Source organism: Kribbella sp. ALI-6-A (assembly GCF_001984195.1).
Lineage (GTDB): Bacteria > Actinomycetota > Actinomycetes > Propionibacteriales > Kribbellaceae > Kribbella.
Genome location: NZ_MTQN01000010.1, coordinates 1,062,020 through 1,080,909 on the forward strand (window position 1 = coordinate 1,062,020; position 18,890 = coordinate 1,080,909).

The following is an 18,890-nucleotide window of genomic DNA, read 5'->3' on the forward strand; positions in this document are numbered from 1 at the left end:
GTCGCCCGCGGTTGCACCGCGGGTGATCGCGAGTCCCGGGCGACGGTTCGTGTGCCGGTTGTCATGGCCCCGGAAGCGCGTCCGTGACAACGAGGGATCGTCTGTGAACAACGCTTCGCCGATCGACGTCGCCTGGATGCGGCGTGCGATCGAGCTGGCCGCGCGCGGGATCGGCAGCACGCACCCCAATCCCGTCGTCGGCTGTGTGATCACCGGCCGGGACGGGCATCCCGTCGGTGAGGGGTACCACGAAGTCGCCGGTGGGCCGCATGCCGAGGTGAACGCGTTGCGGATGGCCGGCGAGCGCGCCCGCGGCGGTACGGCGTACGTGACGCTGGAGCCGTGCAACCACACCGGCCGGACCGGTCCGTGCGCCGACGCGCTGATCGAGGCCGGCGTGAGTCGTGTCGTGTACGCCGTCCCGGACCCGAACGCGCAGGCCGCCGGAGGCGGCGAGAAGCTGCGCACCAAGGACATCCAGGTCGAGCAGGGCGTGCTCCAGGACGAGGCCGAGCAGGTCAACTACGTCTGGCTGCACAGCGTCCGGACCGGTCGGCCGTTCGTGACCTGGAAGTTCGCCACCACGCTCGACGGCCGTAGCGCCGCGCCGGACCGGTCGAGCAAGTGGATCACCGGTACGGCGGCGCGCGCGGACGTGCACCGCAAGCGCGCCGAGTGCGACGCGATCGCGGTCGGCACCCAGACGGTGCTGGTCGACGACCCCGAGCTGACCGTGCGCGACGCGAACGACCAACCGGTTGGTCGCCAGCCGCTGCGGGTCGTGGTCGGCGACCGCCCGATCCCGGCGACCGCGCGAGTCCGCAACGACCGCGCCGAGACGCTGCTGCTGCCCACCCACGACCCCGCCGAGGTGCTCCGGCAGCTCGACGACCACCAGATCCGCCACCTGTGGCTGGAGGGCGGGCCGACGCTGGCCGCCGCTTTCCTGCGGGCCGGACTGGTCGACCAGATCGTCGCGTACGTCGCGCCGGCGCTGCTCGGCTCCGGCTTCTCCGCGGTCGGCGACCTGGGCGCGGAATCTATCGACCACCTCCGGCGGTTCCACCTTGCGGACGTCACTCGTCTCGGCGACGACGTCCGGCTCACCCTGACTCCCCTGGGAGGGAAGTAGATGTTCACCGGAATCGTCGAGGAGCTCGGCACCGTCGAGTCGCTCGATCTGCTGGAGGGCGACGCCGCCCGGCTCACCATCCGTGGCCCGAAGGTCACCCAGGATGCCGCGCACGGCGACTCGATCTCGGTCAACGGCTGCTGCCTGACCGTCGTCGGTACCGGTGACGGCACGTTCACCGCCGATGTGATGCGGGAGACGCTGCAGCGCACCAGTCTCGGCGGCGCCACCAAGGGCGCCACGGTCAACCTCGAGCGGGCCGTCACCGCGCACGCCCGGCTGGGCGGCCACATCGTCCAGGGCCACGTCGACGGTGTCGGCACGATCGCGAGCCGCGAGCCGGCCGAGCACTGGGAGGTCGTCCGGGTGGCGGCCGGCCCGGAGATCCTCAAGTACGTCGCCGAGAAGGGCTCGATCGCCGTCGACGGCGTCTCGCTGACCGTCACCGACGTCGACGACGCGACCGGCACGTTCGGGATCAGCCTGATCCCGACCACGCTGGAACTCACCGTGCTGGGGCGCAACAAGGTCGGCGACACCGTCAACCTCGAGGTGGACGTGATCGCCAAGTACGTCGAGCGGCTGCTCACCGCCCAGAGTGTTGCTGGAGGCAACGAATGATCGACTGGCTGCTGCACGAGCAGGTCACGATCGCCGGTTCGCCGGTGCTGGTCCGCGAGATCGTCGGCAACGTCTTCGGCCTGGCCAGCGCGCTGTTCGGGATGCGCCGGCTGGTCTCGGCGTGGCCGATCGGCATCGTCGGCAACGTGCTGCTGTTCACCGTGTTCGTCGGCGGGCTGTTCGACACCCCGCAGGACAAGGACCTGTGGGGCCAGGCCGGCCGCCAGGTCTTCTTCGCGCTGGTCAGCCTCTACGGCTGGTACCGCTGGTACCAGACCCGTCACGGCGGCGCCAAGACCGGCGTCCAGCCGCGCTGGGCCTCGGCCCGGGAGCGGCTGGAGATGCTCGGCGCGGCCGTCGCGCTCTACGCGATCGCGTACTTCGTGCTCCGCGAGCTCGGTTCGTGGGGTCCGCAGTGGGACGCGTGGATCCTGACCGGGTCGATCCTGGCGACGTACGGGATGGCGCGCGGGTTCGTCGAGTTCTGGCTGGTCTGGATCGCGGTGGACGTGGTCGGCGTCCCGTTGCTGGTGCAGGCCAAGTTCTACCCGTCCGCGGCGATGTACGTCGTGTACGGACTGTTCTGCGTGGTCGGATTCGTCGCCTGGTGGCGGATCAACAAGCGGGAGACCGTCGCGGTCACCCCCGAGCCGGTGGTGGTGGGTTGATGGGCGAGGTGCTGAAGCTCGACACGATCGAGCACGCGATCGACGAGATCCGGGCCGGCCGCGCGGTGATCGTGGTCGACGACGAGGACCGGGAGAACGAAGGTGATCTGGTCTTCGCCGCCTCCAAGGCGACTCCGGAGCTGCTGGCGTTCCTGATCCGGTACAGCTCGGGCGTGGTCTGCGTGCCGATGGAGGCCGCCGAGCTGGACCGGCTCGGGATCCCGCTGATGACGCCGCACAACCGGGAGCGGCTGCGTACGGCGTACACGATCTCGGTCGACGCCCGCGACAAGATCAGCACCGGGATCTCCGCGGCCGACCGGGCCCGGACGATCCGGGTGCTGGCCGACTCGGCCTCGGAGTCGTTCGACCTGGTCCAGCCCGGCCATGTGTTCCCGCTGCGGGCGCGCGAGGGCGGCGTCCTGGTGCGGCCCGGGCACACCGAGGCGTCGATCGACCTGGCCCGGATGGCCGGGCTGCGGCCGGCCGCGGTGATCTCCGAGCTGGTCAACGACGACGGCACGATGAAGCGGGGCGCGGAACTGCGCGCGTTCGCCGACGAGCACGGCCTGGTGCTGGTCTCGATCGCGGACCTGATCGCCTACCGGCGCCGGACCGAGAGCCAGATCGAGCGGGTCGCCACCACCACCCTGCCCACCCGGTACGGCGACTTCGTTGCCCACGGCTACCGGAACACCGTCGACGGCTCGGAGCAGCTCGCGCTGGTCCGCGGCGAGATCGGCGACGGGCCGACGCTGGTCCGGCTGCACTCGGAGTGCCTGACCGGCGACGTGTTCGGCTCGCTGCGCTGCGACTGCGGTCCGCAGCTGGACGAGGCGATGCGGCAGGTGGCGGCCGAAGGCGGTGTGGTGGTCTACCTGCGCGGTCACGAGGGCCGCGGGATCGGACTGCTGCACAAGCTGCAGGCCTACGAGCTGCAGGACGCCGGCCGGGACACCGTCGACGCGAACCTGGACCTCGGGCTGCCGGCCGACGCCCGCGAGTACGGCACCGGCGCGCAGATCCTGGCCGATCTCGGCATCACCTCGGTGAAGCTGCTGACCAACAACCCGGCCAAGATGACCGGCGTCCAGGCGTACGGGATCGACGTGGTCGAGCGGCGCGGGATCTCCATCGACCCCACCGAGCACAACCTGCGGTACCTGCGCACCAAGCGCGACCGGATGGGTCACCACCTGCCCACCGGCACCGACGAGAACGGAGTTCAGTAGATGTCCGGCAGTGGAGCACCCACGATCGAGACCCCCCGCGTCGAAGGGGCCAGGGTCGCGGTGGTCGCCGCGCAGTGGCACCCGAAGGTCACCGACGCGCTGGTCGCCGGCGCGATCCGGGCACTGGACGAGTCCGGCGTCACCGACTACTCGGTGATTCGCGTCCCGGGTTCGTTCGAGCTGCCGGTCACCGCCCTGCATGCCGCGAAGTCCGGGTACGACGCGGTGGTGGCGCTGGGCGTCGTCATCCGCGGTGACACCCCGCACTTCGAGTACGTCTGCCAGGCTGCCACCGACGGCTTGATGCAGGTCGGCATGACCACCGGCGTACCGGTCGGCTTCGGGCTGCTCACCTGCGACAACGACCCGCAGGCGCTGGACCGGGCCGGTCTGCCCGACTCGCGCGAGGACAAGGGCTACGAGTCCACCCAGGCGGCGCTGTCGACGCTGGCCGCCATCCGCGGGCTCTGAACCACCAGGCGAGGCAGCCGGTCCCTTCGGATCGGCTGCCTCGCTTTGCTATTGCTTGACGCCGAGCAGCGCGAGCGTGTGGTTCCACAGCTGGTCGAGCTGTCCCGGGTCGTTCAGCAGCTTGGCGAACAGGACCATGCCTTCGAGCTGCGCGACCAGTGAGCGCGCGGCCTCCCGGGTGTCCGGTACGGCGATGGTGCCGTCGCGCTGCGCCTCGTCGACGACGGCGGTCACCATCGTGATCTGTTGCTCGAAGATCTCCTGCAGGCGGTGCTGGATCGCCTCGTCCTTGGAGCTCAGCTCCAGGGCCAGGTTGCCGAACAGGCAGCCGGTGACCGCGCCGGTGTCCTTCTGCGCGGCGCGCTGGACCTCGGTGGTGGCGTCGAAGAGATCGCGAAGCCGCTCCAGCGGCGGCTTGTCGCTGCCCAGGAGGGCCGCCCACTCGGCATGCTGTCCGGTCCAGTGCTCCTCGATCACCGCCTCGGCGAGCGCCTGCTTGGAGTCGAAGAAGTAGTAGAAGCTGCCCTTCGGCACGCCGGCCGCCGAGCAGATCTCGGCGACGCCGAGCGCGGTGTAACCACGCTGGGCCAGCAGGTCCTGGCCGGCCCGCAGGATCTTCGGTCGCGCATCGCTGGTCCGTCCCATGTTGAAAAGTATACGACCGGTCGTCTAGAGTCGATAGTCGACCGTTCGTCTACTAACTGGAGCAGCATCATGACCAACACTCTGATCGTCCTGACCGGCACCCAGGTCTGGCACCTGAACGACGGCACCGCGCACCCGACCGGCTTCTGGGCCGAGGAGTTCGTCGCCCCGCACCAGGTGTTCACCGAGGCCGGCCACACGATCACCATCGCCACCCCGGGCGGCGTCACCCCGGTCGCCGACGAGCTCAGCCTGGCGCCGGCGATGAACAACAACGACGAGGCCGCGATCGCCGAGCTGCGCGCCTACCTCGACAAGTCGCAGGAAGCGCTCGCCGCCGCCGTCCCGCTGGCCGACATCGACCCGGCCCGGTACGACGTCGTCTTCGTGCCCGGCGGCCACGGCCCGATGGAGGACCTGGCCACCGACCCGGACGTCGCCCGGATCCTCGAGGCCGTGCTGGACGCGCCCGGCAAGATCCTCGCGTCGGTCTGCCACGGGCCGGCCAGCTTCGTGACCGCGACCCGGAACGGCGAGTGGCTGTTCGCCGGGCGCAACCTGACCGCCTTCCTCGACGAGGAGGAGCGCCAGGCGGGCTTCGCCGATCGCGCTCCGTGGCTGCTCGAGTCGCGGCTGGCCCAGCAGGGTGCCGCGTTCAGCGCCGGTCCGGTCTGGCAGCCGCACCTCGTCACCGACGGCAACCTGATCACCGGACAGAACCCGGCGTCGGCCGAGCCCGCCGCGCACGCTGTCCTCGAGCAGCTCGCCGCCACCCGCTGAAACACTGAGGTACTGGTAGAACTCGGCCGAGACGCGCCGCCGCTGCGGCGGCGCGCCGACGCTGCTGGAGGAGGAGACGGATCATGACGAGCCCCTGGACGGCCTCGCGCCTGCCCGTGATCGCCGCGCCGATGGCTGGTGGCGCGACGACTCCCGCGCTGGTGGCGGCGGCTACAGCGGCAGGCGGCTTCGGCTTCCTGGCCGGCGGCTACAAGACCCCCGAGGCGCTGGCGGCCGAGCTTGCCCAGGTGGGAGCCGAGTTCGGCGTGAACCTGTTCGTCCCGGGTTCGTCGACGCTGACCGAGGCCGAGTTCCGCCGGTACGCCGGGGAGCTGGCGGCCGAAGGTTCGTCGTACGGGCTGGATCTCGCGAACGCCGCGATGGTGGCGGACGACGACGACCACTGGCAGGACAAGATCGACCTGCTGCTGGCGAACCCGGTGCCGTTCGTGAGCTTCACGTTCGGGTTGCCGGAGCCTGCGGTCGTGAGTGCCCTGGCCAAGGCCGGTTCGCAGGTGCTCGCGACCGTGACGTCGCCGGTGGAGGCGCGGGCCGCCGCGGAGCTCGGCGTCCACGGTTTGATTGCCCAGGGCACCGAAGCCGGTGGGCACAGCGGGACGCACACGCCGGAGCGGCCCGGGCCGGCGGTGTCGGTCGGTGACCTCGTCCGGCAGGTGGTCGCGGAGACCGAGTTGCCGGTGATCGCCGCGGGCGGGGTGAGCGAGGCCGCGCAGGTGCGGGAGTTGCTGCGCCTCGGGGCCAGCGCGGTCGCGGTCGGGACGGTGTTGCTGCGCACGGACGAGAGCGGTGCGACCGCCGTGCACAAGGATGCCATCGCGAACGCCGGGCCGGACCGGACCGTCATCACGCGGGCGTTCACCGGGCGGCCGGCACGGGGACTGCGCAACGGCTTCATTGAACGTCACGAGGCCGGAGCGCCGCTCGGGTATCCGGCCATCCATCATCTGACCCGGCCGTTGCGGGTCGCCGCGGCGGCGGCCGGCGAGCCGGATCAGGTTCACCTGTGGGCGGGGACCGGCTACCGCCGGGCGCGGACCGGTCCCGCCGCCGACGTCGTCACCGAACTCGCGGCCGAACTGTAGAAAGAGGAAAAGCATGTCTGCGCCGAAAGTTTCCCTCGGCACCTGGCCGACCCCGCTCGAACCGGCGCCGCGCCTCGCGGCCGCCCTCGGCCTGGGGCCGGACGATCTCTGGCTGAAGCGCGACGACCTCGGCGGATTGGGGGCTGGGGGCAACAAGATCCGGAAGCTGGAGTGGACGCTGGGGGCCGCGCTGGCCGACGGCGCCGAGGCCGTCGTGACGACCGGGGCGCCGCAGAGCAATCACGCGCGGCTGACGGCTGCCGCCGCGGCGCGGCTCGGGCTCGACGCCGTACTGGTGTTCCCCGGAGGGCCCGGGGCGTCGCGGTCGGGCAACCTCGCGCTGGACGGGCTGTTCGGGGCGCGCGTGGTCTGGGCCGGCGACCGGGATCGTGCGGAGGTGGCCGATGAAGTCGTGGCGGAGTTGGGGAAGGCGGCGCTGATCCCGTTCGGTGGATCGAGTGCCGTGGGAGCGCAAGGGTACGTGGAGAGCGCGCGCGAGTTGGTTGCTCAGCTCCCCGACTTCACGACCGCGGTCGTTGCCCTGGGCTCCGGCGGGACGATGGCCGGGCTCGTGGCCGAGCTCGGGCCGGACCGGGTGCTCGGCGTCGACACCGGCGCGCTGGCCGATCCGCTCCCGGTCGTCGCGCGGATGGCCGGCGAGGTCGCCGAGACGACGATCGACGCCGACCAACTCCGGGTACGCCGGGAGCAGGTCGGCCCGGGCTACCCCCACTTCACCGAGTCCTCCGCGGCGGCACTGACGCTGGTCGCCCGGACCGAAGGGGTGATCCTCGACCCGATCTACACCGGCCGCGCGATGGCCGGGCTGATCGCGGCGGTCAAGGACGGGACTCTCCGGCCCGGCGACAAGACGGTCTTCATCCACACCGGCGGCCTGCCCGGCTTCTTCGGCAACGCCGATGCGGTTGCGTACGCGGAGTCACAGCTGACCGGCTGATCTGCGGTGCGTCATCTCCCAGTTCGGGATCCAGGTGGCGCCGCCGTCGACGGAGAACGACTGCTGCCAGGTGGCTTCCTGCTCCCCGGGAGTCCAGTGGAACAGCACGTCGATCGGTTGGCCCTCCCAGACGTCCGGGCCCTCGAAGACGCCGAGGCCGTCGGTGAACGAGCCGACGACCGGCGTCTCCAGGACGCCGCGTTGGCTGTTGATCCAGTGGATCGACCAGGTCTTCGTGGTCGGGGAGTAGAGCCGGAACGTCGCGCCGCGGAAGCCCCGCGAGGGAAACCAGCCCTCGTCGACGCTGATCGCGCCGTCGAAGTACGTCGTCGCCTCGAGCCGGGACTCGGCTTCCTCCCAGACGAACGGCTCGCCGAGCATCGGCCGGCGGGCCCGGTTGTGCGTCGTCCAGGAGCCGATCAGGAAGTCGAAATCACCGGTCACCTTGGGCACGTCGAGCGGCGGCGGCTCGGTCTCGCGCCGGGTGAAGTCCATCGTCCAGTTGAGCTCCCAGGTCTCGCCGCCGTCGGTCGAGAACGACTGCTCCCAGTGCGCGGTGGTCTCGGTGACGTCGGACCAGCTGTAGCTGGCCAGGATCGGCCGGCCGTCGTACTCGTCCTCGCCGACCAGCCAGCAGGATCCGTTGTCCCACTTGCCACGGACCGGCGGGAACAGCTCGTACGTCGTGCTGTTCACCCAGTAGATCGTCCATTCCCGGCTCTGCGGGTCGAACAACCGCAGCGACAACCCGTAGTTGCCCTTTGCCGGGAACCGCATCTCGTCGATGCTGATCGCCCCGTCGAACATCGTGCGCGCGCTGCAGGTTCCCGTGTGCTCGATCCACTCGTCGCTGCCGCTCAGCGGCTTCACCAGCTGCCGGTGCACCACGTCGAAGTGCCCGGTGAGGAAGTCGAAGTCGCCGGTTTCTTTCGTCCATTCGGTCATGGGACGAGCTAACCGCTGATACCTGACAGGTCGTGGCAGTGTTTACTCGCTGGTCAGAAGCTCGCGGCGGCGCCGGAGCCGGCGGGGTGCGTGCCACTGATCGATCAAGACTCCGGCCCACGCCAGGGCCGCCAGAATGGACCACCACCTGCCGATGGCGATGTTCACCACGGCGACCGCCAAGTTGAAGCCGAACACGGCGATGACCCACTTGCGGAAGCGCTTTAGCCGGTCGAGGCGCAGGTCGACCAGCTGGAGCGCCGTGGCACGGATGTCGGGGCGGGTGGGTACCGCCCCGCGCCACGTGGCGGTGCGGGCGGCCGCCCAGTCGTCGGCGGGAAGCGCTTCGAGGACCTGCCGCATCTCACCGCGAGGCTTGCGGGAGCCGAGGGCGACGGTGGCACCGACCAGCAGCCCGCTCGCGGCGCCGAAGCCGAGCGCGGCGGGGGTCGTGTCACCGGAGACCTTCGTCACGACGAAGATCGCGATGGCGAACGGGACACCGACCAACAGTCCAACGATCCACGCGGAAGTCCTCAGCAGCCACTGCATCGCGCCATCCTTCCGCAGGTGGGGGCCATTCCCCGGGCGAACGTCGCAGTCGTTGAATACCTGACAGGCAGTGGCAGTGTTTCGGCGTAGGGTCGGGCCATGCGTTCCAGTCGGTTGCTGTCGATCTTGTTGCTGCTGCAGACGCGGCGGCAGCTGACGGCACGCGAATTGGCCGACGAGCTGGAGGTTTCACTGCGGACGATCTACCGCGACGTCGAGGCATTGGCAGCCGCGGGCGTGCCCGTGTACGCGGATCAGGGCCGGGCCGGCGGATACCGGCTCGTCGACGGGTACCGGACGCGGCTGACCGGATTGACCGAGCAGGAGGCCGCCGCGCTGTTCCTGGTGGGCATGCCCGGTCCTGCCGCAGCGCTCGGGCTGACCGCGGAGACGAGTGCGGCGGAGCTGAAGTTGCTGGCCGCGCTGGCGCCGGACCAGCGGGATCGGGCCGGGCGGCTGAAGAACCGGTTCTACCTGGACATGCCGGCCTGGTACTCCGACGCCGAGGACTCGCCGCAGCTCGCACCGGTCGCGGAGGCGGTGCTGCACGACCGCCGGATCAAGGTGCTCTACCGCCGCTGGGAGGCCCCGCGCGAGGTGGAGCGCACCCTCGATCCGTACGGCCTCGTGCTGAAGAACGGCAGCTGGTACGTCGTGGCCTCGGCCTCCGGCGCGGTCCGGACCTACCGGGTCTCCAACATCCTCGACCTGACGGTGACCGGCGAGGAGTTCACCCGCCCGCCCGGGTTCGACCTGGCGACGGTGTGGCGCGAACACCTGGAGGAGTTCGACCAGCGGCGCTTCACCGGTACGGCGGTGGTGCGGGTGTCGGCGCGACTCGTGAACCGGCGCAAGGACGTGTCGTTTCCCGTGCTGGTGAAGGCGATCGAGGCCGCCGAACCGGCCGAGGACGGCACGGTGACGGTGACCGTGCCGATCGAGTCGGTCGGCAACGCCGCGGCGCAGTTCATCCGGTACGGCGACGAGCTCGAGGTGCTCGCGCCCGACGAGGTGCGGGCCGAGATCAGGCGGTTGGCGACGACGGTGGCCGAGCTCTATCCCGCGCCGTGACCCCGGCCGCCCTGACGAGATCGTGCGGTACGGCGTACCGGGTGCGGCCCTGGAAGCCGGTCGTGGTGCGGGCGGCGACGAGCGAGTTGAGCAGGGCTTCCTCGACCGATTCCAGGGTGGCCTGGAAGACCGGGCGCAGTTCCTGGTCGGGCATCGGCGGCTGGTGCGAAGTGGCGAACGCGATCGCGTAGTCGCCGCTGCCGGGCGCGTAGTCCGAGCCGACCCGGCCGAGCGCGAAGATCGCGCGGCGGGCGATCCGGCCGAGCTGGCGGGCGTCGAGGGGCAGGTCGGTGGCGAGCACGATCATGCAGGAGTTGCCGGGCGGATCGGTCTGCCGTGGGGGAGCGGGGATCGGGGTGCCGAGGACCTGGAGGGTGCCGGAGAAGTTGGCCTGGACCAGGGCGCCGATCGTGCCGGTCGGCAGCCGGCGGGACGACGTACCGATGCCGGCTTTGAAGCCGAGAGCGGCGGTTCCGGTGCCGGCGCCGACGCAGCCCTCGGCCGGGAGATCGGCGGTGGCCGAGGTGAGGGCGTCGAGCACGTGCTGCTCGGTGATCGGACGCCGGCGGATGTCGGACAGGTAGCCGTCGTTGGTTTCGCCGACGACGGGGTTGAGGCTGGTCGCCTGCGGGTCGCGGTCGAGCAGGTAGGTGAGCAGGGCGTCGGCGGCGCGGAAGACCGAGAGGGTGCCGGTGAGCACGATCGGGGTCTCCAGCAGGCCGAGCTCGTCGAGCTGGGTGGAGCCGACCAGCTTGCCGTATCCGTTGCCGATGGCAACAGCTGCGGGGAGGCCGGAGGTGACGCCGGCGGGCACGATCGCGGTGACGCCGGTGTGCAGGTCGTTGCCGTTGCCGAGCGTGGTGTGGCCGACGAGGATGCCGGGGATGTCGGTGATCGCGTTCAGCTCACCGGTGGGAAGGGTGCCGGTCACGACGCCCAGGTCACGCGCTCTGGTCTGCATGCCGTCTATCGTCGGTCAGATGCGTGAGGAGAAGTTGCAGCGGGTGGCGGGGCGGGTGTGGGTCTATCCGCATGATCCCGATCCGGACGCGATCGGGGCCGCTGTCGGGGTGATCGCGGACGAGCGGGGCAGCGTGCTGATCGATGCGGGTAACGGCCCGGCGCATGCTCGGGAAGTACGGCGGGCGATCGAGGAAGCCGGGCTGCCTGCGCCGCGGTGGCTGGTTTACACGCATCATCACTGGGACCACACCTGGGGTGCGTCGGTGTGGGACGGGGTCGAGGTGGTGGCTCATGCCTCGGCGACGGGGATTCTGGCGGGTGAGGCCGAGCGGCCGTGGAGTCATCAGTACCTGCGCGACCAGGTGGGGGAGAACCCGAAGCTCGGGCCGAGTTTCCGGGCCCGGGCGCTCGCCGTACCGGACTTCTCCGAGCTGCGGATCGTCTTGCCACACACCACGTTCGAGGACACGCTGAGGCTGCCGACCGGGGTTCAGTTGCGGTACGTCGGCGGCCACCACGCGCCGGACTCGATCGTTGCCGTCGACCCCGAGTCGGACGTCATGCTGCTCGGGGACTGTTACTTCCCGCCGCCGTTCCACCTGCGGACCGAGGCCGACACGACCGACTTCGCGATGGCCCGCCGGTTGCTGCGCGAGCGGCACGCGTACTACGTGGACTCGCACTCCGCGCCCCGGAAGGGTCAGTCGGCAGCGACTCCCAGCGGCTGACCGGAAACCTCGGCCAAGGCGGTCGCGACCGTACGGGCGTTCAGCTGGAACTCGTCGTCCGGGACCGGCGGAAGGATGTCGCCCCAGACCGACAGCAGTGGACCGCGGAGCTGCATCATGCCGACCGGGCGGGCGAAGAACCAGACATGGAAGTGCTCACTGCCGTCGCCGAACCGACTGAAGTGGGTGCGGCCGACGCCGTCGATCCGGCGGACCGCGCCGGCCACGCGCTGAATCATCGGGCCGAGGTCGGCGAGCAGTTCGGCGGACAGGTTGTCGAGCCGGTAGTGCTCGCGCGGCAGCAGCAGCGCGACCATCGGCAGGCCGCTCGGCTCGAGGCCGGCCTTGAGCACCCACCGCTCGTCGCCCCAGATCGCCGAGGAGTCGGGGTCGGCGCAGGTGAGACACGGACTGCCGCCCGGCTCTCCGGCGCGGGGCGGTTCCGGCAGGACCGGCTCGGCCAGCGGGACGACCCGGACGTCGCCGTCGAAGGCGAAGAACGGCCCGCCGAGCAGGGGATCGGGCGACACGCGTTCGCCGTACGGGAGTCGGTGGTGGTAGGCGGTCGGTCGCTGGGGCGAGTCCATGCCCGCACTCTGCCTGCTGGCCGGCCCGGGCGTCACGGGTATTACCGTTTCCGGCATGGCGACCGAAGAGCGGCCCGAGCTGGCCGAGGCGTTGGACCTGGCGCGGCACCCGGAGGGCGGCTGGTTCCGCGAGACCTGGCGCTCGGAGGTGACGTTCGAGCCCGAGGGGTACGACGGCCCGCGGGCGAGCGCGACCGCGATCTACTTCCTGCTCGCGCCGGGCGAGGAGTCGCGCTGGCACAAGGTGCGCTCGGCCGAGATCTGGCTGTGGCACTCCGGTGGGCCGCTGACGCTCGAGCTCGGCGGCACCGGCGACGATCCCGAACTGCGCGAGTCGATCACGCTCGGCCCGGACGTGAAGGCCGGTCAGCAGCCGCAGGCCGTCGTACCGGCCGGGGCCTGGCAGGCCGCGCGACCGGTCGACGACGAAGCGGTGCTGGTGTCGTGTTTCGTGTCGCCCGGCTTCGACTTCGCGGACTTCACGCTGCGCTGAGGTCCTAGAAAAGGACGGTGGCCAAGGCCTCGTAGCCCGGCAGCAGGTCCGGGCCTTCCTTGCCGAGCTGCTGGACGACGACCTGGTCGGCGCCGGCCTCGAGATGGGCCTTCAGCCCGTCGGCGATCTCGACCGCCGTACCGTGCAGGACGAGGGCGTCGACCAGGTCGTCGCTGCCGCCGTTCTCGATGTCCTCGTCGGTGTAGCCGAGGCGCTTGAGGTTGCTCGTGTAGTTGCTCAGCTGGAGATAGCCGGCCAGGTAGTCGCGGGCGATCGAGCGGGCGATGTCCGGATCGGTCTCCAGTACGACCTTCTGCTCAGGCGCGAGCAGCGCGGTGCGGCCGAGTGTCTCGCGCGCCTGACGCGTGTGCTCGGGCGTGGTCAGGTACGGCAGGGCGCCCGCGGTCCGCTCGGCCGACAGCTGCAGCACCCGCGGTCCGAGCGCCGCCAGCGCCCGCCGGTCGACCGGGACCTTCGCCTCGTCCAGCGCGTCCAGGTAGTCGACGATCGTTGCGTAGGGCGACTTGTACGCGCCGTCCCGCTCGCGGTGACCGATCCCGACGCCGAGCAGGAAGCGGCCCGGGTGCTCCTCCTCCAGCCGGTGGTACGACGCCCCGACCGCGGCCGCGTCGTCCCGCCACATGTTGACGATGCTGGTCCCGACCGTCACGGTCTGCGTCGAGGCGAGCAGCACCTCGGCGTCGCGCAGGTCGGCGTCCGGAGAGGCACCGAGCCAGAGCGCGCCGTACCCGAGCTGCTCCAGCCCGGAGGCGAGTTCGGGACCCCATTTCTCCGCCTGGTGCCAAACCCCGAACCGTCCCAGATCGACCGCCACGTCGTGCTCCTCTCGTCAACACTGCAACCCGGTCTTCAGGGCAACTCCGGGCGGAGAGCAGCCATTCCGGCGACAGGTGCAAGTCTTGCTGCTACTCCTGGGTCACTCAACGATGGTTGCGCCGGCAACCATTCGGTGAGCCCGCCCGGTGCTTGGATTCGGGGATGCGCAGACTCACCTATTACGTCGGGGCGTCCGTGGACGGGTTCATCGCGGACCCCGACGGCGGGCTCGGCGCGTTTCCGATCTCGCCGGAAGTGGTCGACCACATCGCGGGCGAGTACCCGGAGACGCTGCCGGGACAGGCCCGCGAGCAGCTCGGACTGAGCGGACCCGGCCGGCACTTCGACACGATCGTCCAGGGGCGCGGCAGCTACGCGCTGGCACTCGACGCGGGTGTCACCAGCCCGTACCCGCACCTCAAGCAGTACGTCGTCTCGTCGACGCTGTCCGACGTCGACCCGGACGTGACGGTGATCCCGTCCGACCCGGTCGGCGCGATCCGCGCTCTGAAGCAGCAAGACGGGGGTGGGATCTACTTGGCCGGCGGAGGCAACCTCGCCGGTCAGCTGCTCGGGGAGATCGACGAGCTGATCGTGAAGATCTACCCGGTCGTGCTCGGCGGCGGCATCCCGCTGTTCGGTACCGGGTTCGCGCCCACGGGGCTCACCGCGAGCGAGCACCAGCTCCTCGGCGACGGGACCGCCGTACTGCGGTACCGGCTCACAGGAACGAGTTGAGCCGGTCGACCAAGGTCTTCGGGGACTCCTCCGGGATGAAGTGGCCGCAGCCGAGGCCTTCGCCTTGGACGGTGGGGGACCAGCGGCTCCAGATCTCGAGCGGATTGCCCCAGCGCGGGAGGCCTCCGGCGTTGCCCCACAGCACCAGGACCGGGCACTCGATCGTGCGGCCGTCAGCGAGGTCCTTCTCGTCGAGCTCGCGGTCGATCGTTGCTCCGGCGCGGTAGTCCTGGCACATCGCGTGCCGGACCGACGGTTTGTCCAGCGCGGCCAGGTAGTCCGCCAGCGCGTCGGGTGCCAGCGCGATCTCGTGCGGTGACAGCGACGGGCTACCTTCGGGGTACAGATAGTCGCCGGTGAGCAGTTCCTCCGGCTCCGGCTCCGGGCGCGCGAGCACGTTCCAGTGCCAGTCGCGCAGCTCGTCCTCCGGCTGATCGGCGGCCGCGGCCCACATGTCCGCGGTCGGAATGATGTCGAGCGTGACCAGCTTCTCCACCCGCTCCGGGTGATCGAGGGCCATCCGGTACCCGACCCGGCCGCCGCGATCGTGGCCGACGACGACGAACCGGTCGTGCCCGAGCCGGTCCATCAGCTCGATCTGGTCCGTGGCCAGCGCGCGCTTGCTGTACGCCGCGACGCTGTCCTCGCGGGCCGGCGAGGATTCGCCGTACCCGCGCAGGTCGGGCACCACGACGGTGTGGGTCTTCGCCAGCTCGGGTGCGACCTGGTGCCAGCAGGCGTGCGTCTGCGGGAAGCCGTGCAGCAGCAGCACCGGCGGCCCGTCACCGCCGACCCGGCAACGAACCGAGGTGTCGGACAGGTCGATCGTCTGGGTCTCGAAACCGGGAAACATGACCGACCGGTTCACCGCGAGCGACGACGGCAAACCTCAGCGTCGCCACCGGGTTTCCGGGCCGGGAACCGGGCGGGCAGAGCTCTCCCGAACCCAGGTGGAGAGAGTGTTAAGAATGCGCTGCCCCGGGGCCGGAAAGCCAACCTCACAGGGCGCCACGACGTCTTCGAAAGAGTGTAACCGTTCCGCAGGGAGCGCTTCCGCGCGTCGTCGCGGGACAAGACCATCCACTGCAGTGGTATGAACCCTGCGGGCTTACACTCGCAGCGACTCGGCACGGACGACCCCTCGACCGCCGGGCCGCGGACACAGCGACGTGGGCCGCATTCCCTGGAGACGGAAGAAGGGCGAGCAGTGAAGGTCGGAGTTCCGAAGGAAGTCAAGAACCACGAGTACCGGGTGGCGATCACACCGTCCGGTGTCCACGAGTTCGTGCGCAACGGGCACGAGGTTCTGATCGAGCAGGGCGCGGGCGCCGGCTCGCTGCTCACCGACGAGGAGTTCGTCGCCGCGGGGGCGCGGATCGTGCCGACCGCCGACGAGGTCTGGGGCGACGCGGAGCTGGTGCTGAAGGTCAAGGAGCCGGTCGCCGAGGAGTACCACCGGATGCGCCGCGACCAGGTGCTGTTCACCTACCTGCACCTGGCCGCGAGCCAGGAGTGCACGGAGGCGCTGATCAACTCCGGCATCACCGGCATCGCCTACGAGACCGTCCAGCTGCCCGACGGGTCGCTGCCGCTGCTGGCGCCGATGAGCGAGGTCGCGGGCCGGCTGGCGCCGCAGGCCGGGGCCTACCACCTGATGCGCAACGGCGGCGGCCGCGGCGTGCTGATGGGCGGCGTCTCCGGTGTGCACGCGGCCCGCGTGGTGGTGATCGGTGCGGGCGTGTCCGGGATGAACGCGGCCGCGATCGCGCTCGGCATGCAGGCCGAGGTGCAGCTGTTCGACCGCAACATCGCCCGGCTGCGCGAGGCCGACAAGATCTACCAGGGGCACCTGCGCACGGTCGCGTCGAACGCGTTCGAGATCGAGCGCGCGGTGCTCGAGGCCGACCTGGTCATCGGCGCGGTGCTGATCCCGGGCGCGAAGGCGCCGAAGCTGGTCAGCAACGAGCTGGTCTCGCGGATGAAGCCCGGCAGCGTGCTGGTCGACATCGCGATCGACCAGGGCGGCTGCTTCGAGGACTCCCGGCCGACGACACACGCCGACCCGGTCTACCGGGTCCACGACTCGTTGTTCTACTGCGTCGCCAACATGCCCGGCGCGGTGCCGAACACCTCGACGTACGCGCTCACCAACGTGACGCTGCCGTACGCCGTGGAGCTGGCCAACCTGGGCTGGCGCGAGGCGATGAAGTCCGACCACAGCCTCGCGCTCGGCCTGAACACGCACGACGGGCATGTCACCTACGGCCCGGTCGCCGAGGCCCACGACCTGGACCAGCTGAAGCTGGACGAGGTCCTGGTCTGACCGGGTGGAGCGGGCAGACTGCTCCGCATGAGTGACATCGGGCGGGCGGTCAGCGCCTACCTCGACCACCTGACGGTCGAGCGCGGGCTGGCCGCCAACACCCTGGCGTCGTACCGGCGGGACCTGCGCCGGTACGACGAGTACCTGGCGGGCGCGGGCATCACCGCGCTCGGGCGGATCTCCGAGGCGGTGGTCGGCGACTTCCTGATGCGGTTGCGGGAGGGCGACGCCGACCATCCGCCACTGACCGCGTCCAGCGCGGGACGCACGGTGGTCGCGGTGCGAGGGTTCCACAAGTTCTGCCTGCGGGAAGGGCTGACGGCGGTCGACCCGGCCGCGGCGGTGAAGCCGCCGGTCCCGCCGCAACGGTTGCCGAAGGCGCTGTCCGTCGACGAGGTGACGAGAATCCTGACCGCGGCGGCCGGCGCGGAGGCGGAGCCCGCCGTGCTCTCGACGCGGGATGCCGCGCTGCTGGAGTTCCTGTACGGGACGGGCGCGCGGATCTCCGAAGCGGTCGGGCTCGACGTCGACGAGGTCGACCTGGAGGCCGGCGAGGTGCTGCTGCGCGGCAAGGGCAGCAAGGAGCGGGTCGTGCCGGTCGGGTCGTATGCGCGGGACGCCTTGGCGGCGTACCAGGTGCGGGGGCGTCCTGATCTGGTCGCGCGGGGTCGGGGGACACCGGCCCTGTTCCTCAACGCGCGAGGTGGGCGGCTCTCGCGGCAGAGCGCGTGGACGGTGCTGCGGCGGGCGACCCAGCGGGCCGGGATCAGCAAGGAGATCTCGCCGCACACGCTGCGGCATTCCTTCGCGACGCACCTGCTCGACGGCGGTGCCGACGTACGAGTCGTGCAGGAGTTGCTGGGCCACGCGTCGGTGACGACCACGCAGGTCTACACGCTGGTCACCGTCGACAAGCTCCGCGAGGTCTACGCGACCAGCCATCCCCGTGCGCTGTCGAGCTGATCATGCGTGAGGTGGTTGCCGCCGCGCGCGAGGTGCTGGCTGGGACGAAGCAGGCGCCGTACGCGCACACGAGTCATCTGCAGGTGCGGGTGCGCGGTGAGGTCGTCGTGGACGAGCACCTGCGGGGCCCGGTGGTGTCCGACGTCTTCTCGGTCACCAAGTCGGTGCTCGCGACCGTACTCGGAGTGATGGCCGCGCGTGGGGTGCTGCCGGATCTCGACAGCTCGGTGGGGGTCGTGCCGCAGAGTTGGCGTCAGCTGCTGACGATGACGCGTGGTGCCGAGGTGCTCGACACCGACGAGGTGGTGGCGCTGCCGGGTGGACAGGTCGCGCACTTCGCGGCGGCTGCTCCAGTGACCGAGCCAGGCAAGGATTTCGCGTACGACGACGGCGCGGCGCACCTGCTGTCGGCGGCCGCTGGGCAAGTGCTGGGGGAGTCGGTCGGGGAGTTCGCCCGGCGTGAGTTGTTCGAGCCGCTCGGGATCGTGGACGCCGACTGGCTCACCGATCCGGACGGCGTGACCTTCGGGCACGCCCATCTGCGGATCAGCGCCGACGGGCTCGGCCGGATCGGGCAGCTCTGGCTCGACCGGGGCGCGCCGCTGCTCGACCCGGCGTACTTCGCGCAGCTGGCCACGCCGTACTCGCGGGGTGGTCCGCCGGAGGGACTGCCGTACGGGTTCCTGACCTGGATCGACGACGGGATGCTGCTGGCCGGGGGATGGGCCGGGCAGCACGTGCTGGTGATCCCGCCGGCCCGGGCCGTCGTGGTGACGACCGGGTTCCCGAACTTCCGGTTCGGTCCGCCGCCGGACGACGACCTGCCGCCCGGCTGGGCGCCGGCGCTCGACCTCGTACGGCGACATCTGGTGCCCGTCCTGCTCGGCCGCTGAGACGTCCGGCGTGCCGAACCGGACCCGATGTGCCACCGCCGCGGACGGTGTGCGATCATCCATGCACGGTCGGTCACCTTTCTCGGGTGATCGGCCTGCTGTGGAATGCCGACCGGAAACCACCCGACCCGGCTGCGGAGTGGCCGCTTGAGAGTGCTTGAATGCACGCTTACAGTCGCTGGGATCG

At 70.7% G+C, this 18,890-nt stretch carries 22 protein-coding genes; 15 read left to right on the plus strand and 7 right to left on the minus strand.

Features of this window, described 5'->3' with window-relative positions:
* The first annotated feature begins 103 nt into the window (after nucleotides 1-103).
* The 5 genes from ribD to ribH are packed head-to-tail and all read left to right on the plus strand — an operon-like array spanning nucleotide 104 to nucleotide 4,124.
* Nucleotides 104-1,132 carry a bifunctional diaminohydroxyphosphoribosylaminopyrimidine deaminase/5-amino-6-(5-phosphoribosylamino)uracil reductase RibD gene (gene ribD / locus BWI15_RS19365; protein WP_193432172.1) on the plus strand — a complete coding sequence of 343 codons (1,029 nt, stop codon included), beginning with the start codon at nucleotides 104-106 and terminating at the stop codon, nucleotides 1,130-1,132.
* Nucleotides 1,133-1,753, plus strand: coding sequence for a riboflavin synthase (locus BWI15_RS19370; RefSeq protein ID WP_077015772.1), 621 nt, complete (start codon nucleotides 1,133-1,135; stop codon nucleotides 1,751-1,753).
* Nucleotides 1,750-2,421 carry a nicotinamide riboside transporter PnuC gene (pnuC, locus tag BWI15_RS19375; protein WP_077015773.1) on the plus strand — a complete coding sequence of 224 codons (672 nt, stop codon included), beginning with the start codon at nucleotides 1,750-1,752 and terminating at the stop codon, nucleotides 2,419-2,421. Before BWI15_RS19370 ends, pnuC begins: the two co-directional genes overlap by 4 nt.
* Nucleotides 2,421-3,653, plus strand: a complete 1,233-nt coding sequence (locus BWI15_RS19380) for a bifunctional 3,4-dihydroxy-2-butanone-4-phosphate synthase/GTP cyclohydrolase II (RefSeq protein WP_077015774.1) — start codon at nucleotides 2,421-2,423, stop codon at nucleotides 3,651-3,653. The genes pnuC and BWI15_RS19380 overlap by 1 nt, the downstream gene beginning before the upstream one ends.
* Nucleotides 3,654-4,124, plus strand: coding sequence for a 6,7-dimethyl-8-ribityllumazine synthase (ribH, locus tag BWI15_RS19385; protein WP_077015775.1), 471 nt, complete (start codon nucleotides 3,654-3,656; stop codon nucleotides 4,122-4,124).
* 48 nt (nucleotides 4,125-4,172) lie between these two features.
* On the opposite strand, the gene BWI15_RS19390 is transcribed toward ribH, so the two are convergent.
* Nucleotides 4,173-4,769: a TetR/AcrR family transcriptional regulator gene (locus tag BWI15_RS19390; RefSeq protein WP_077015776.1), complete on the minus strand. Its 597-nt coding sequence runs from the start codon at nucleotides 4,767-4,769 to the stop codon at nucleotides 4,173-4,175.
* Between the two features lie 69 nt (nucleotides 4,770-4,838).
* On the opposite strand from BWI15_RS19390, the gene BWI15_RS19395 reads away from it, so the two are divergent.
* The 3 genes from BWI15_RS19395 to BWI15_RS19405 all read left to right on the plus strand — a co-directional run bounded on the left by BWI15_RS19395 (nucleotide 4,839) and on the right by BWI15_RS19405 (nucleotide 7,610).
* On the plus strand, nucleotides 4,839-5,549 hold the full coding sequence (locus BWI15_RS19395) for a type 1 glutamine amidotransferase domain-containing protein (protein WP_077015777.1): 711 nt from the start codon (nucleotides 4,839-4,841) through the stop codon (nucleotides 5,547-5,549).
* An 83-nt stretch (nucleotides 5,550-5,632) separates the two neighbouring features.
* Nucleotides 5,633-6,652, plus strand: a complete 1,020-nt coding sequence (locus tag BWI15_RS19400; protein ID WP_077015778.1) for an NAD(P)H-dependent flavin oxidoreductase — start codon at nucleotides 5,633-5,635, stop codon at nucleotides 6,650-6,652.
* Between the two features lie 13 nt (nucleotides 6,653-6,665).
* Nucleotides 6,666-7,610: a pyridoxal-phosphate dependent enzyme gene (locus BWI15_RS19405; protein WP_077015779.1), complete on the plus strand. Its 945-nt coding sequence runs from the start codon at nucleotides 6,666-6,668 to the stop codon at nucleotides 7,608-7,610.
* On the opposite strand, the gene BWI15_RS39725 is transcribed toward BWI15_RS19405, so the two are convergent.
* Both BWI15_RS39725 and BWI15_RS19415 read right to left on the minus strand, forming a co-directional pair.
* On the minus strand, nucleotides 7,593-8,555 hold the full coding sequence (locus BWI15_RS39725) for a hypothetical protein (RefSeq protein ID WP_193432173.1): 963 nt from the start codon (nucleotides 8,553-8,555) through the stop codon (nucleotides 7,593-7,595). The genes BWI15_RS19405 and BWI15_RS39725 overlap by 18 nt on opposite strands.
* Before the next feature lie 42 nt (nucleotides 8,556-8,597).
* Nucleotides 8,598-9,107, minus strand: coding sequence for a hypothetical protein (locus BWI15_RS19415; RefSeq protein WP_077015780.1), 510 nt, complete (start codon nucleotides 9,105-9,107; stop codon nucleotides 8,598-8,600).
* A 99-nt stretch (nucleotides 9,108-9,206) separates the two neighbouring features.
* Here BWI15_RS19415 and BWI15_RS19420 point away from each other — a divergent pair, with 99 nt between their 5' ends.
* Entirely contained in the window at nucleotides 9,207-10,178 is a 972-nt protein-coding gene (locus BWI15_RS19420; protein ID WP_077015781.1) for a helix-turn-helix transcriptional regulator, read from the plus strand.
* On the opposite strand, the gene BWI15_RS19425 is transcribed toward BWI15_RS19420, so the two are convergent.
* Nucleotides 10,132-11,139: a P1 family peptidase gene (locus BWI15_RS19425; RefSeq protein WP_083750871.1), complete on the minus strand. Its 1,008-nt coding sequence runs from the start codon at nucleotides 11,137-11,139 to the stop codon at nucleotides 10,132-10,134. The two genes, BWI15_RS19420 and BWI15_RS19425, sit on opposite strands and share 47 nt — an antisense overlap.
* 19 nt (nucleotides 11,140-11,158) lie before the next feature.
* Between BWI15_RS19425 and BWI15_RS19430 the strand changes: the two genes are divergently transcribed.
* Nucleotides 11,159-11,869 carry an MBL fold metallo-hydrolase gene (locus BWI15_RS19430; protein WP_077015782.1) on the plus strand — a complete coding sequence of 237 codons (711 nt, stop codon included), beginning with the start codon at nucleotides 11,159-11,161 and terminating at the stop codon, nucleotides 11,867-11,869.
* Here the strand turns inward: BWI15_RS19430 and BWI15_RS19435 are convergent.
* Nucleotides 11,842-12,456: a hypothetical protein gene (locus BWI15_RS19435; protein ID WP_077015783.1), complete on the minus strand. Its 615-nt coding sequence runs from the start codon at nucleotides 12,454-12,456 to the stop codon at nucleotides 11,842-11,844. The genes BWI15_RS19430 and BWI15_RS19435 overlap by 28 nt on opposite strands.
* Nucleotides 12,457-12,511: 55 nt before the next feature.
* Here BWI15_RS19435 and BWI15_RS19440 point away from each other — a divergent pair, with 55 nt between their 5' ends.
* On the plus strand, nucleotides 12,512-12,949 hold the full coding sequence (locus tag BWI15_RS19440) for a cupin domain-containing protein (protein WP_077015784.1): 438 nt from the start codon (nucleotides 12,512-12,514) through the stop codon (nucleotides 12,947-12,949).
* 4 nt (nucleotides 12,950-12,953) lie between these two features.
* On the opposite strand, the gene BWI15_RS19445 is transcribed toward BWI15_RS19440, so the two are convergent.
* Entirely contained in the window at nucleotides 12,954-13,784 is an 831-nt protein-coding gene (locus BWI15_RS19445; RefSeq protein ID WP_077015785.1) for an LLM class F420-dependent oxidoreductase, read from the minus strand.
* A 164-nt stretch (nucleotides 13,785-13,948) separates the two neighbouring features.
* Here BWI15_RS19445 and BWI15_RS19450 point away from each other — a divergent pair, with 164 nt between their 5' ends.
* On the plus strand, nucleotides 13,949-14,524 hold the full coding sequence (locus BWI15_RS19450) for a dihydrofolate reductase family protein (RefSeq protein WP_077015786.1): 576 nt from the start codon (nucleotides 13,949-13,951) through the stop codon (nucleotides 14,522-14,524).
* On the opposite strand, the gene BWI15_RS19455 is transcribed toward BWI15_RS19450, so the two are convergent.
* On the minus strand, nucleotides 14,508-15,377 hold the full coding sequence (locus tag BWI15_RS19455) for an alpha/beta fold hydrolase (RefSeq protein WP_077016103.1): 870 nt from the start codon (nucleotides 15,375-15,377) through the stop codon (nucleotides 14,508-14,510). The two genes, BWI15_RS19450 and BWI15_RS19455, sit on opposite strands and share 17 nt — an antisense overlap.
* A gap of 354 nt (nucleotides 15,378-15,731) precedes the next feature.
* Here BWI15_RS19455 and ald point away from each other — a divergent pair, with 354 nt between their 5' ends.
* From ald to BWI15_RS19470, 3 genes are read left to right on the plus strand one after another with little or no spacing between them, the layout of a single operon-like run.
* Entirely contained in the window at nucleotides 15,732-16,847 is a 1,116-nt protein-coding gene (gene ald, locus BWI15_RS19460) for an alanine dehydrogenase (RefSeq protein WP_077015787.1), read from the plus strand.
* 27 nt (nucleotides 16,848-16,874) lie between these two features.
* Nucleotides 16,875-17,810, plus strand: coding sequence for a site-specific tyrosine recombinase XerD (gene xerD / locus BWI15_RS19465; RefSeq protein WP_077015788.1), 936 nt, complete (start codon nucleotides 16,875-16,877; stop codon nucleotides 17,808-17,810).
* A 2-nt stretch (nucleotides 17,811-17,812) separates the two neighbouring features.
* The gene (locus tag BWI15_RS19470) at nucleotides 17,813-18,703 is read left to right on the plus strand and encodes a serine hydrolase domain-containing protein (protein WP_077015789.1); all 891 of its coding nucleotides are present in this window, start codon (nucleotides 17,813-17,815) and stop codon (nucleotides 18,701-18,703) included.
* Nucleotides 18,704-18,890 lie beyond the last annotated feature (187 nt).